Raw genomic sequence first — 13,132 nt, 5'->3', positions numbered from 1 at the left:
CGCGATCCGGCAGAAGGCGCGCATGACCCGCGAGACGATCCTCACCAACGCCCTTCTCGTGCTGCCAGACCGGGTGGAGCGGGGGACGGTCGTCCTGCGCGACGGCGTCATCGCCGAGATGTCCGCCGGCACCAGCGCGGTTCCCGGCGCTCTGGACCTGGGCGGCGACCACCTCATGCCCGGCATCGTGGACGTCCACACGGACAACCTGGAGCGCCAGGTGGCGCCGCGGCAGAACGCGCGCTGGCCCTCGGTCTCGGCCTTCCTCTCGCACGACTCGCAGACGGCGGTGGCCGGGGTCACGACCGTGCTGGACGCGCTCTGCCTCGGCGACCTCGGCTTCGACGCCGGCCGGATGCAGACGGCGCGGGACGGCGCCCGCGACATGGCCGCTCTGCACGCCGCCGGGGTGCTCCGGTCCGACCACCTGCTGCACCTGCGATGCGAGCTGCCGGCCGACGACATGCTGCCGATGCTGGAGGAGATGGAGGACCATCCGCTGCTCGCGATGGTCAGCCTGATGGATCACTCGCCCGGCGTGGGCCAGTACACCGACCTTGATCGCTATCGCGCCATGCGCGTCCGCGGCGGCGAGAAGCATGACACGGTCGAGCGCCGCATGGCCGAGCTGGTGGCGCAGCGCGAGGCCCGGTCCGGCCCGAATCGCCGCGCCCTGCTCGACACCTTCGCCGGGCGCGACATCCCGCTGGCCACGCATGATGACTGGGACCCGGAGATCGTCGCCCACAACGCGGCGGACGGCATCCGCATCAGCGAGTTCCCGGTGAACATGGACGCCGCCCGCGCGGCGCGGTCGCACGGGATGGCGGTGATCGCCGGGGCGCCGAACCTCGTCCGCGGCGGGAGCCATTCCGGCAACGTCTCCGCCATCGACCTCGCACGGGAGGGGCTGGTGGACATCATCGCCTCCGACTACGTGCCGCCCGCCATGATCGAGGCGGCCTGGCGCCTGTCGCGGGAGGACGGGATCACCCTTCCCGCCGCGGTGGCGACCGTCACCGACAATCCGGCGCGCGCGCTCGGCCTGAAGGACCGCGGGCGGATCGAGCCGGGGCTGCGGGCAGACCTCGTGCGGGTGGCCGCCTATGGCGACATGCCCGTGATCCGCGCCGTCTGGCGGGCCGGCGAGCGCATCGCGTGAGGGCCGCGCTGTATTGGGCGCCGGCCCTGGGCGATCCGCTGCACCGGCTGGGCAGCGAATGGCTCGGCCGGGACGCGGAAACCGGCGCGACCCTGCGGCAGCCCGAGCTTCCCGGGGTGGACATGGAGGAGCTGACGCGGGAAGCGCGTGGCTACGGGCTGCACGGCACGCTGAAGCCGCCTTTCCGCTTGGCCCAGGGGTATCAGGCTCTGCGGGAGGACGCGGCGCGGCTGGCGGCGCGGACTGCGCCGTTCGACCTGCCGCCGCTGGCCGTCACACCGCACCACGGCTTCCTGGCGCTGCGGGAAACCGCCCCCTGCCCCGCCCTGCAGGCCTTCGCCGACGCCTGCGTCGAGGCTGTGGACCACCATCGCATCCCGCCCGACGAGGCCGAGATCGCCCGGCGTCGCCCGGAGCGGATGAACGAGGCCGAGCGCGCGAACCTGCACCGCTGGGGCTACCCCTACGTCTTCGCCCAGTGGTGGTTCCACGTGACCCTGACGCGCCGGCTGTCCGACGAGGAGGCGGCCCTCGTCCGCCCGGCCGTCGAGTCCTGGCTCGGCACGGTCGCGATGCAGCCGCGCCGCATCACGGAGCTCTGCCTGTTCACACAGGCCGGCCCTGGCGCACCCTTTCTGATCGGCGAACGCCTGCCGCTCGGCGGCTGAGCTGCTGCGCCTGCGGCGGCACCTTCGAGGAAGGAGGTGGTCGGAGGACCGGGGAGAGAATTCCTTCCCTCTCCCGCGGCCACCCGTGTCCGGTCAGCCCTTCGCCGCCGCCGCGCGCAGATCCGCGACCGTCGCGCGGTTGGTGATCTGCTCCGGGCTCATCCGCACCTCGATGACGGCGGGCAGGCCGCTCGCCCTGGCCCGGAGATAGGCCGGGACTAGCTCGTCCGTCGCCGTGACAACCTCGCCGTGGCCTCCGAACGCCTCGATGAAGCGGGCGAAATCCGGGTTGGTGAGCTGGGTGCCGGAGACGCGGCCGGGGTAGGTTCGCTCCTGGTACATGCGGATCGTGCCGTACTGGCCGTTGTTCACCACGATCACGATCGGAGCGACCTTGTGGTGGAAGGCCGTCGCGATCTCCTGCCCCGTCATGAGGAAGCCGCCGTCGCCGACGAAGCTCACCACCTGCCGGTCCGGGTAGGTGATCGCAGCACCAATCCCTGCGGGGACGGAGTAGCCCATGGCCCCGTTCGTCGGGCCGAGAAAATCCTGCCCCTCCCGCACCGACATGAAGCGCTGCGGCCAGGTCGCGAAGTTGCCGGCGTCCACCGTGAAGATCGTGTCGGGGGGCAGCTCCGCCTCCAACGCCTGCAGCGCGCGGGCGAAGTTCAGCGGCCCCTGGTAATCCGGCGCCTTCACGCTCGCCTCCCGGCCCTGGCGCAGGCGGCGGGTCCAGGCCGACCAGGGGCGGGGACGGCGCGGCGCTGCGTCCCGCAGGGCCACGGCGAAGGCGTTCAGGTCCGCGGTGATGCCGAGGATCGGCCGGAAGACGCGCCCGATCTCGGCCGGGTCCGGATGGACCTGCACGATCCGGCTCGTCTCCGCCACGGGAAACAGGGTGTAGCCCTGGCTCGTCGCCTCCCCCAGCCGCGTGCCGATCGCGATGACGAGGTCGGACTCCTTCGTCCGCGCCACCAGCCCGGGATCGGAGCCGACGCCGAGGTCCCCGGCGAAGTTGTCCGAATCCCCCTCGAACAGGCCCAGACGGCGGAAGCCCACGGCGACCGGCAGGTCATGCGCGAGGATGAAGGAGCGGATCGCGTCCTTCCCCGCCGCGGACCAGGAAGAGCCGCCCAGCACGACCAGCGGTCGCTCCGCCTTGTCCAGCAGCTCAAGCAGGCGGGGGATGGCGTGCGGCGCGGGGTGCGCAGGCAGGACGGGTGCGGGGCCCACGTCGGACACCTCGACCACGGCCTTCTGCATCTCCTCCGAGATCGCGACGACGACCGGGCCCGGGCGGCCGGACGTCGCAACGTCGAAGGCACGGGCCATCAGCTCGGGGATGCGGGCTGCGTCGTCGATCTGCGTCACCCATTTCGCGAGCGGGGAGAACATCCGGCGGTAATCCACCTCCTGGAAGGTGTCGCGGTCGGTCTCGGAGAAGGGGATCTGGCCGACGATGAGGACCAGCGGCGTCGAATCCTGCATCGCCACGTGCACGCCAATGCTCGCATGGCACGCGCCGGGGCCGCGGGTCACGATCGCCACGCCGGGACGCCCGGTCAGCTTGCCATGGGCCTCCGCCATGTGGACTGCGCCGGCCTCGAAGCGGCAGGTGACGAGCTCGATGCGGTTGCGGACGTTGTAGAGGCCGTCCAGCAGGTCGAGGAAGGACTCGCCGGGGACCGAGAAGGCGTGGGTGACCCCCTGGGCCACCAGGGCATCGGCCAGGAGCTGCCCGCCCGTCCGCCCCACCGCCTTCGTCTTCGCAGCGCTCATCCGTTCCCTCCGGCCCGCACACTCAAGCGGGCCGGAGACTAGTCGCCCCGGCGGGCGGCGTCACTCCGCGGGCGCAGGATGCTGCGGGCGGCGATGGCCGTGCCCGTGGGCATGGACGGCCGGCCCCTCCAGCTCCCGCAGCTTCGCCGCGATCGCCCCGACCGGCTTCGTGTAGGGCGCCAGGAGAAGGTAGAGCGCCGGAACGGCGTAGAGGGTCACGAAGGTCGAGAGGGTGATCCCGCCCACGATGACGACGCCCAGGGCCTGCCGGCTCTCGGCGCCCGCACCCGTCGCCCAGGCCAGCGGCACGGCGCCGAGGACCGTCGCGATGGACGTCATCAGGATCGGACGCAGCCGCACCACGGAGGCTTCCAGAACCGCGTCGCGGATGGACCGTCCCTCGTCCCGAAGCTGGTTGGCGAATTCCACCACCAGGATGCCGTTCTTCGCCATCAGCCCGATCAGCAGGATCATGCCGATCTGGGAGAAGATGTTCAGCGACTGGCCCGTGAGATGCAGCGCCAGCAGCCCGCCCGTCACCGCCAGCGGCGTGGAGAGCAGGATGACGAAGGGGTGGACGAAGCTCTCGAACTGCGCCGCGAGCACGAGGAAGACGACGAGCAGGGCCATGGCGAAGGTGATCGCCAGGCTGCCCGAGGATTCCCGGAACTCCAGGCTCTGCCCGCGATAGGAGATGCGGGCGTCGGGCGGAAGCACCTCCCGCGCCACCGCGTCCAGGTAATCCAGCGCCTCGCCCAGCGCGTAGCCGGCGGCGGGGGTCGCGGAGATGGTGATGGCGCGGACCCGGTCCTCGCGGGCCAGGGATTGCGGTCGCGCCCGCTCCTGCAGCTGGACCACGTTGGACAGGGGCACCAGCCCGCCGCTCAGCGTCCGGACGAAGATGTTCTGCAGGTCATAGGGCGTGCCGCGGTCGCCTTCCCGCGCCTGGAGGAGGATCTTGTACTCCTCGCCGCCCTCGACATAGGTGCCGACCTCGCGCGAGCCGAGCATCGTCTCGATCGTGCGCCCCACCGCCTGGATGGAGACGCCGAGGTCGGCGGCCTTGCGGCGGTCGATCGAGACGCGGATCTCCGGCTTCGTCTCGCGGAAGTTGCTGTCCAGGTTCAGCAGGCGGGGATTTTCCCGCACCCGCTCCAGGAAGCGGTCCCGCCACTGCACCAGGGTGGTGTAGTCCGGCCCGCCGATGACGAACTGCACCGGCGGCTGAAAGCCGCGCTGACCGAGGGACGGCGGGTTCAGCGGGAAGGCGCGCACCCCGGGGATGGCGGTGAGGCGAGGGAAGAGCTCCTGCGTCACGGCCTGCTGCCGGCGCTGACGCTGCTCCCAAGGAGCGAGGCGGATGAACATGTTCGCCTGGTTGCCCTGGGGCGGACGCTGGAAGCCGCCGAGCGTCGCGAAGACGATCATCGCCTCCCCGCTGCGGAGGTACTCCTCGGTGATCCGCTCCACCTGCTCGACCTGGCCCCGCATGTAGTTGAAGGAGGCGCCCTCCGGCGCCGTCATCGGGATGATGACGGAGGCCCGGTCCTCGATCGGGGCGAACTCCTTCGGCAGGGCGTTGAACAGCACCACCGCCAAGCCGCAGAGCAGCCCCACGCCCGCCAGCACGATCAGCGGCGCCCGCAGCGCCCGGTCCAGCGTCCAGCGCAGCGCCCCGTTCATCCCGAGGAAGAAGGGCTCGGTCCAGCGGATAAGCCGGGACTCGCCCTGGTGCTCCTTCAGCAGCTTCGAGCACATCATCGGCGTGAGGGTGAGCGCGATCAGCCCGGAGAAGACCACCGAGGCCGCGAGGGCAAAGCCGAACTCCGAGAAGAGCCGCCCCGTGTTGCCACCCATGAAGGAGAGCGGGACGAAGACGGCGACCAGCACGAGGGTCGTCGCGATGACCGCGAAGGCGATCTCCCGGCTGCCCCGGATGGAGGCGAGCAGGACCGGCTCCCCCTCCTCGATCCGGCGGTGGACGTTCTCCAGCACCACGATCGCATCGTCCACGACGAGGCCGATGGCGAGCACGAGCCCGAGCAGAGTCAGCACGTTGAGCGAGAAGCCCATCGCCGACATCGCGATGAAGCTCGCGATGATGGACACCGGAATGGCCACGGCGGGAATGATCGTGGCGCGGACGGAGCGCAGGAAGAAGAAGATGACGATCACCACCAGGACCAGGGCGGTGACGAGGGCGTGCTCCACCTCGAAGATGGACTGGGCGATGAAGATGCTCTCGTCATAGCCGATCTGGGTCTCGATCCCCTCCGGCAGGGTCGCCCGGATCCGCTCCACCTCGGCCTTCACCCCGTCCGCGACGGACAGGGTGTTGGCCGTGGACTGCCGGAGGATGCCCAGGCCCACGCCGGGCACGCCGTTGATGCGGTACTCCCCGCGCGTGTCCTCCGGCGCGATCTCCACCCGCGCCACGTCGCCCAACAGCACCTGGCTGGCGCCGCGCGTCAGCACCACCTGCCGGAACTGCTCGGGGCGGGACATGCGCGTGTCGGTGCGGACGGTCAGCTCGCGCTGGCTGCTCTCGATCCGGCCGCCGGGCAGCTCGATGTTCTCCCGCCGGATCGCGTCCTCGATGTCCTGGACGGTCAGGCCGCGGGCCGCCATCTCCTGGCGGTCCAGCCAGATCCGCATGGCGTATTTGCGCTCGCCCTGGATCAGCACCTGGGCCACGCCGTCCACGATGGCCAGCCGGTCGGAGAAGCGTCGGCGGGCGATCTCGGTCAGCTCCATGCCGTTGAAGGCATTGGACGTCAGCGCGATCCAGAGGATCGGCCGGCTGTCGCCGTCCACCTTCGCGACGACCGGCGTGTCAGCCTGTTCCGGCAGGCGCGCCAGGGCCCGGGCGACCCGGTCCCGCACGTCGTTCGCGGCCGCATCCACGTTGCGGTTCAGGCGGAACTCCAGCGTGACGTTGCTGCGCTCATCGCGGGAGAAGGAGGACATGATCTTCACGCCCTCGATCCCCGCGACCGCCGCCTCAATGAGCTCGGTGATCTGGGTATCCACCACGGCGGCGGAGGCGCCGGTATAGGTCGTGGTGATCGAGACGATCGGCGGGTCGATCGCCGGGTACTCCCGCACCGGTAGCCGGAAGACCGAGACGCCCCCCATCACGATCAGCAGCAGGCTGATGACGCTGGCGAAGACGGGCCGCTTGATGGAGACGTCACTCAGGACCATCGGGGCGCTTCCGTCAGCTCGTCGGCCGGGTGAGGGTCTCGGTGACCCGGACCGGCGCGTCGTTGCGTAACCGCTGCAGGCCGCGCACCACCACCTTGTCCTCGGCCCGCAGGCCCCGCGTCACCTCCACCTCTCCGGTCAGGCGCTGGCCGATCTGCACCTCGATCCGGCGGGCCCGGTTCTCCCGGATGACGAAGACGAAGGCGCGCTCGCCCACCGGATCGATCGCCTCCTCCGGGATCAGCAGGGCGTCGTTCCGGGTTTCCAGGTTCAACTCGATCGTCAGGAACAGGCCGGGGCGCAGCGCCTCGTCGGCGTTGTCGAACTCGCTGACCAGCCGGACGCTGCGGGTGGCGGGGTCGATCCGGGTGTCCACCACGAGGACCGTTCCCTGGAAGCGGCGCTCCCCGAAGGCGGAGCTGCGGGCCGTCACCCGGCTGCCCGGCTGCACCCGGGCGAGATAGACCTCCGGCACCGCGAACTCGACCCGCACGCGGGTCAGGTCGTCGAGCGTCGTCACCGCCGTCCCCGGCTGAATGAGGGCGCCGAGGCTCACCTGCCGCAGCCCCACCCTCCCCGCGAAGGGAGCGGTGATCCGCATCTCTTCCAGCCGCGCCTGGGCCTGGCGCACCCGGCCCTCGGCCTGACGGGAGGTGGCCTGGAGCGTGTCGACCCGCTGCTCCGCGACCGCCTGGGAGGCGACGAGGCGCTGGGCCCGCTGGAGCTGGCTGCGGGCGTCGTCGAGAAGGGCGCGGGCCTGATCCAGCTCCGCGCGCAGCGCGCTGTCGTCGAGCCCGATCAGTTCCGCCCCGGCGGCGACGCGCTGCCCTTCCTGGAACCGTATGGCGGTGACCATCCCGGTGATCTTGGCCGTCACTGTCACGGCCTCCCGGGCGCGCACGGTGCCGACGCTCTCCGCGCGCTCGATCACGGTCCCGACGCGAACCGGCGAAACGGCCACCGGCGTGGGCGCATTGGCCGCGCCACCGGTCGCGGCGGCCGCGCCGCGCGCCGTCGGTTCAAGCCCCACCAGCGCCAGCGGACGGGGCACGCCGAGCTGGTCCGCGTAGGTGTGCCAGGCCGCGCCAGCGGCGGCCAGCACGGCCAGCACCAGGATTTGAGTACGCGCTCGCATCTTTGTGTCCGAAGGTCGTCTCTATTCTCGCAACGAGACCCGGATCACGCAACAATGATCCGACATGGTGGGACTTCCCGATGCCGGGCCCCGGCCGCATCCTGCCGCCCTGTAGGGCATAGGGTGGCCGGGATGCGAGCAATATTCGTCATGATCAAGTGCGAGATGGGCCAGGCCTACCGGGTCGCTCGCGAGATGGCGGACGGAATCCCGGAACTCTCCGAGATGCACTCCACCAGCGGCCAATACGATCTTCTCGGGAAGTTCTACCTCGAACCCGACCAGGACATCGGCCTTTTCGTGGTGGAAACGGTGCAGTCGGTGCCGGGCGTGAAGGACACCTATACCCTCCAGACCTTCAACGCCTTCTCCGGCCAGCGGGCGTAGGGCACAGGCCAGGGCGAAACGCGGTGGGTTCCGCCCCGCCACGAAATGGCCCTGCTAACGCCCGGATGCACCTCTTCTCAGACGAATCTTTGCCGCACGGGGTGGCCATCCTGACCTCCTCGGAGGTTCCCGTGCTGATTCGACGCCTCTCCCTCGGTGATCCGCCCGCCGCGTCCGCGGCGCAAGCGGCCCGCGTGCCGACCGTCGACCTAGCGTGGGACCCTGCGCACCCGTGGGCAGGGCGCGCGCAGGGGGGAAGCCTGGTGGCCGCCGCGACTAGTCGCGGACGGGCCAGGAACGGCAACCCCGAGGGCACGATCCGGGTTCTACGGAGGTCACGACCGCACCGCCCGCCGGCCATGGCGGGCGGCTTCGGTCCGGTCAGGAAAGGTTGGTGAGATGAGGACACGTCTCGCGCTGCTGGCGCTGGCCGGGATCTCGCTCGGCGGCTGCTACTACGGACCCTATGCGGATCCCTACGTCGCCGGTCCGGCGGTGGTGGGAGCCAGTGTGGGAGCCCTGGCCGGCGCCGCCATCGCGTCCGGCGGCCCGGTGTATGTCGGACCGCCCGCCTATTACGGCCCGCGCTACTACGGCTATGGGTACGGCTATTACCGGCCCTACCATTACGGCTACCGGCGCTGGTAAGGCGCCGGCTTGGCGCGCTTAGAGCGCGCCCGCCTTCGCCCGGCCCCACTCGGCCAGGGTCTCCACCGGCGGCATCCGCCCGTCGAACCACAGGCTGGCCGCCACCCGGGACATGGCCGCCCCGTCATGGCCGATGTGCGGAACCGTGACGAGTTGCCAGCCGAAGGGCACGCCCCGGCGCGCCGCCTCGGCCTTCCCCGCCTCGAAGTAGTGCCGCGCCCGGGCGAAGCGGTGCGGGCCCTGGGCGATGGCCGCGGGCTGGGAGGGCAGGCTCGGCCCGCTCGTCTCCGTGTCCGCCTCCCCGGCCAGGACGGTCATCGGGTAGGCGAGGAGCGCGAGGAGGTTCGCCTCGGTGGCCCCAATCCCGCCCAGCCCCTCGGGAAAGGGCCGGTCCAGGGTGGGAAGCGTGTACCATCCGGGATTGCCGACGGTTGCCGCCTCAAAGACGTCGTGGGGCTCGGTCGAGAGCAGCCGGTGGAGGAACTGCCCACCGGCCGAGTGGCCGAAGATCCAGGCCTTCTGCCGGGACGTGACACCGGCGTCCCGCAGCGCCGCGAAGACCCGCGCCGGAACCTTGTAGCCCCGCGCGGCTTCCGGCCGGAGCGACCCGTCGCCGTCCAGGACATGGCCGTTGTTGTAGAGTTCCGCCCCCGGATAGAGCTCCGCGGAGAAGGTTGGCGCCACGATCAGCAGCCCGTGGCGATCCGCCGCCTCCACCCAGAAGTCACGGTATTCATCACCGTTTCGCGCCATGCCGTGCTGGACGATGACCACCGGGTTCCCGGGCCGGTGCGCCTGCGGGCGATAGGTGTGCAGCGTGATCGGCCGGGTCGGGTCCCCAACCTCGTCGGTGAAGCGGATGGCGGCACGGCCCGGCCGGGCCAGAGCCTCGGCGAGCGGGGGATCGAGGGGCATGGCAGCATCCGATCGGGTCGGGTGGATGGAAGCGCGGAGGTCGAGGGCCCCGGATTCGGGCCGCAGCGCGGGCCGCGCGGACGGCCCGCGTCCGGGGCTCAGTTCGCGGGCATGACCTCGCCGGCGCGGGTCGATTCGTCCACGCGCCCGGCGTAGCGGAGGCCGCGGCGCATCGCCCAACTCGCCCCCTCGAAATGGACAGGGATCACCGGCATCTGGTCCAGCGCGATCCGGCTGGCCTGCCGCAGCAGCTCCGCCCGGGCCGCGTCGTCCATGGTCGCGAAGGCGCGGGTGGCAACCGCGTCGAATTCCGGGTTCGACCAGCCGCCGTAGTTGCTCGTCCCCTGCCCCCGGTCGGCATTCGTGCTGGCCAGCCAAGTCTGGAAGAAGAGCATCGTCTCCGGCGCATTGGCGGACCAGCCGCCCATGGCGACCGAGAACTCCCGCCGCGCCCGCCGGGTGAAGAAGACGTTGCTGGGCATGGCGTCCAGCTCCACCCGAACGCCGATGCGCTGCCAGTAGGCGGCGATGGCCTGGGCCAGCCGGGCGTCGTTGATGTAGCGATTGTTGGTCGCGTGGAAGGTCAAGGCGAAGCCGTTCGGGTAGCCGGCCTCGGCCAGCAGAGCCCGCGCCCGGTTCACGTCATAGGGCAGCACCGGCAGGCCGGGGATCGTGCCCGCCATGCCGTCCGGCAGGAACTGGGCGGCGGGGATCGTCACCTCGTCCATGACGCGGGAGAAGAGGGTGCGCCGGTCCAGCGCCAGGGACAGTGCCTGCCTGACACGGGCGTCCTGCAGCGGATTCGCGCCCGTCCCGCCCTGCACGAAGGGGCTCGGCGACCGGGCGACGTCGAATTGCAGGAAGACCAGCCGCGTGGTGGGCGAGGTGGTGACGGTCACGTTCTGGTTCTGCCGCAGGCGCGCCAGGTCGGCGGTGCCGGGCGCCTCGATCAGGTCATGGTCTCCGGCCAGAAGGCCGGCCAGACGCGGCCCGGGCGCCGTCACCGGCGTCAGGCGGACGTTCTGCCAATGCGGCTTCTCGCCCCAGTAGGAGTCGTTCCGCACCAACTCGATCGGACCGCCGCGGGTGTAGGAGCGCAGGCGGAAGGGCCCCGTGCCGATCGCCGCGCTGCCATCGTTGAACTGGGCGACCGTCGGCCAAGCGCCCTGCACCCCGCATTGCGGCCCGGCCTGGAAGTCGAGATTCCCTGCCGGGACGAGCGAACGGGGAATGATGACGAGCGACCCCACATCGCTGAGGAAGAGGGGGTTCGGCGTGCGGGTGGTGATCCGGACCGTCATGGGGTCCGGCGTCTCCACCTTCTCCATCATGCGGACGATGCGGGAGAAGGAGGAGGCCACCTCCCCCTCGTTGTTGATCATGCGGCAGAAACTCGCCACCACGTCCTCGGACGTGAAGGGCGCGCCGTTGTGGAAGGTGACGCCGGGCCGGAGGTGGAAGACCCAGGTCCGGTCCCCGTCCCGCTCCCACCGGGCCGCCAGGCCCGGGCGGTCGGACAGGTCCGGCGCGGTGTCCACCAGGGACTGGAAGATCGAGTGCCGGAGCGTCGTATTCGGCGTCACCGCGTACTGGTGCGGGTCGGCCGAACTCGTCTCCGCCGCAGTGGCGATCCGCAGGGTCTGCGCGGCGGCGGGAAGGGAAAGGGAGGCGGCGAGCGCAGCAGCGAGGAACAGGCGCATGGCGCGGACCTTCAGTCGAAGCCCAGGAAGCCGGGCATGGAGGAGATCGGCGGTGCCTTCGCCAGCGCCGCGATATCGGGGATCGGCCGGGACAGGGTGGCGTCGCCCGCCACCGCCGCCTCGATCGCCGCCGCGGCACGGAGCACCAGCGCGTCGCCCCCGCGCGGCCCGACGATCTGGAGGCCGAAGGGCATTCCCTTCTCGTCCCGCCCGAGCGGGATGGAGATGGCGGGATGGCCGGTCAGCGTGACGATGTAGGCCATGGCCAGCCAGTGGAAGTAGGTCCGGGTCTTCTGCCCATCGATCTCGGCCGGGTAGAGTTCCGACCACGGCCGCGGCGAGACCGTGATGGCCGGGGAGAGGATCAGATCCGTCCCCTCCGCGAAAAAGCGCTGCCAGCGCAGGTACATCGCGGTCTGCAGGCTGGAAGCGCGGGCGCCGTCGGCGAGGGTGTAGCGCAGCCCCTCCTCGACGTTGGCGCGCACGTTCGGGCCGACCATCTCCGGCGTCTTCGCCACCTTCTCCGCGTGGCCGGCGAGGAAGTTCATGGCCCGGAGGATCTCGAAGGCCTCGTTCGCACCCGAGCAGTCAGGGGTGGTGCGGTCCACGCGCCCGAACAGCGGCTCCAGCGCCGCGACGCGGCTGCGGAAGGTCTCGCGCACGCCCTTTTCCACCAGGGCGAGGCCGAAATCCTCGGTCGCCGCGACGCGGAGGGAGGAGAGGTCCAGCTCCGGCAGCGGGAAGTAGTCCGAGGGCCGCGCCCGCCCGACACCGCCATGCACGGTGTAGGAGAGCGGATCGGTCGGATCGTCCGCGATCATGGCGGAGAGCATCAGCGCCACGTCCGGCGTGTTGCGTGCCATCGGGCCGAGCACCGACAGGACGGACCAGCCGAGCTGCCGCCGTTCCGACGAGACGAGGCCCGCGCTGGGCCGGTAGCCGACGATCCCGTTGAAGGCCGCCGGGTTCCGCAGCGACCCACCCGTGTCCGAGCCCGAGCAGAGCGGCGCCATGCCGGCCGCCAACGCCGCCCCCGAACCGCCGGACGAGCCGGCGGCCGACCGCGTGGGGTCATGCGGATTGCCGGTGGCGCCGTAGACGGCATTGCGCGTGTTCGCCCCCGCCCCGAATTCCGGCGTGTTCGTCTTGCCGAGGACGATGCCGCCCGCCGCCTTCAGCCGCGCGACGGAACCGAGGTCCTTCGTCGGCACGTTGTCCCTGAAGAGCGGGCTGCCGAAGGTGGTGACGAGGCCCGCCGTGTCCTCCAGGTCCTTGATGCCGATCGGCAGCCCGTGCAGCGCGCCGAGCGGCTCCCCCGCCATGACCGCGGCCTCGGCCGCCTTGGCGCCAGCCTTCGCCCGCTCCGTGTCCATCGCCACCATCGCGTTGATGGCGGGGTTCACGGCGTCGATGCGCGCGAGGCAGGAATCGAGCAGTTCCACCGGGGAAAGACGCTTGATCCCGATCAGGCGCCGGGCCTCGGTCGCGGTCAGGTCACAGGGCTCGGTCAAGGGCGCTTTCCTCCGGGTGGTCA

At 71.1% G+C, this 13,132-nt stretch carries 10 protein-coding genes; 4 read left to right on the top strand and 6 right to left on the bottom strand.

Annotation, left to right across the window (positions count from 1 at the left end; genetic code table 11):
• The first annotated feature begins 22 nt into the window (after positions 1-22).
• Both ACP6CK_RS02710 and ACP6CK_RS02705 read left to right on the top strand, forming a co-directional pair.
• Positions 23-1,162 (top strand): alpha-D-ribose 1-methylphosphonate 5-triphosphate diphosphatase, encoded by a 1,140-nt coding sequence (locus tag ACP6CK_RS02710; protein WP_426957234.1) that lies wholly within the window; start codon positions 23-25, stop codon positions 1,160-1,162.
• Positions 1,159-1,830: a DUF1045 domain-containing protein gene (locus ACP6CK_RS02705; RefSeq protein WP_426957233.1), complete on the top strand. Its 672-nt coding sequence runs from the start codon at positions 1,159-1,161 to the stop codon at positions 1,828-1,830. The genes ACP6CK_RS02710 and ACP6CK_RS02705 overlap by 4 nt, the downstream gene beginning before the upstream one ends.
• A gap of 93 nt (positions 1,831-1,923) precedes the next feature.
• Here ACP6CK_RS02705 and ACP6CK_RS02700 read toward each other — a convergent pair whose 3' ends face one another.
• The 3 genes from ACP6CK_RS02700 to ACP6CK_RS02690 are packed head-to-tail and all read right to left on the bottom strand — an operon-like array spanning position 1,924 to position 7,948.
• Entirely contained in the window at positions 1,924-3,609 is a 1,686-nt protein-coding gene (locus ACP6CK_RS02700; RefSeq protein WP_426957232.1) for a thiamine pyrophosphate-dependent enzyme, read from the bottom strand.
• Positions 3,610-3,669: 60 nt separating this feature from the next.
• On the bottom strand, positions 3,670-6,813 hold the full coding sequence (locus tag ACP6CK_RS02695; protein WP_426957231.1) for an efflux RND transporter permease subunit: 3,144 nt from the start codon (positions 6,811-6,813) through the stop codon (positions 3,670-3,672).
• Between the two features lie 13 nt (positions 6,814-6,826).
• Positions 6,827-7,948: an efflux RND transporter periplasmic adaptor subunit gene (locus ACP6CK_RS02690; protein WP_426957230.1), complete on the bottom strand. Its 1,122-nt coding sequence runs from the start codon at positions 7,946-7,948 to the stop codon at positions 6,827-6,829.
• Between the two features lie 132 nt (positions 7,949-8,080).
• Between ACP6CK_RS02690 and ACP6CK_RS02685 the strand changes: the two genes are divergently transcribed.
• Both ACP6CK_RS02685 and ACP6CK_RS02680 read left to right on the top strand, forming a co-directional pair.
• Positions 8,081-8,335 carry an Lrp/AsnC ligand binding domain-containing protein gene (locus ACP6CK_RS02685; protein WP_426957229.1) on the top strand — a complete coding sequence of 85 codons (255 nt, stop codon included), beginning with the start codon at positions 8,081-8,083 and terminating at the stop codon, positions 8,333-8,335.
• Between the two features lie 399 nt (positions 8,336-8,734).
• Positions 8,735-8,983 carry a hypothetical protein gene (locus ACP6CK_RS02680; protein ID WP_426957228.1) on the top strand — a complete coding sequence of 83 codons (249 nt, stop codon included), beginning with the start codon at positions 8,735-8,737 and terminating at the stop codon, positions 8,981-8,983.
• An 18-nt stretch (positions 8,984-9,001) separates the two neighbouring features.
• Here the strand turns inward: ACP6CK_RS02680 and ACP6CK_RS02675 are convergent, their stop codons facing one another.
• The 3 genes from ACP6CK_RS02675 to ACP6CK_RS02665 all read right to left on the bottom strand — a co-directional run bounded on the left by ACP6CK_RS02675 (position 9,002) and on the right by ACP6CK_RS02665 (position 13,109).
• Complete coding sequence (locus tag ACP6CK_RS02675; protein WP_426957227.1) at positions 9,002-9,898, bottom strand: alpha/beta hydrolase; 897 nt, start codon at positions 9,896-9,898, stop codon at positions 9,002-9,004.
• A 98-nt stretch (positions 9,899-9,996) separates the two neighbouring features.
• A complete protein-coding gene (locus ACP6CK_RS02670) occupies positions 9,997-11,598 on the bottom strand; it encodes an ABC transporter substrate-binding protein (protein WP_426957226.1) in 1,602 nt (533 codons plus the stop codon).
• Between the two features lie 11 nt (positions 11,599-11,609).
• Positions 11,610-13,109, bottom strand: a complete 1,500-nt coding sequence (locus ACP6CK_RS02665) for an amidase (protein WP_426957225.1) — start codon at positions 13,107-13,109, stop codon at positions 11,610-11,612.
• Positions 13,110-13,132: the final 23 nt, after the last annotated feature.

It is taken from the genome of Muricoccus radiodurans, from assembly GCF_050154705.1.
Lineage (GTDB): Bacteria > Pseudomonadota > Alphaproteobacteria > Acetobacterales > Acetobacteraceae > Roseomonas > Roseomonas radiodurans.
This window is presented reverse-complemented; position numbering and strand designations above follow the sequence as displayed.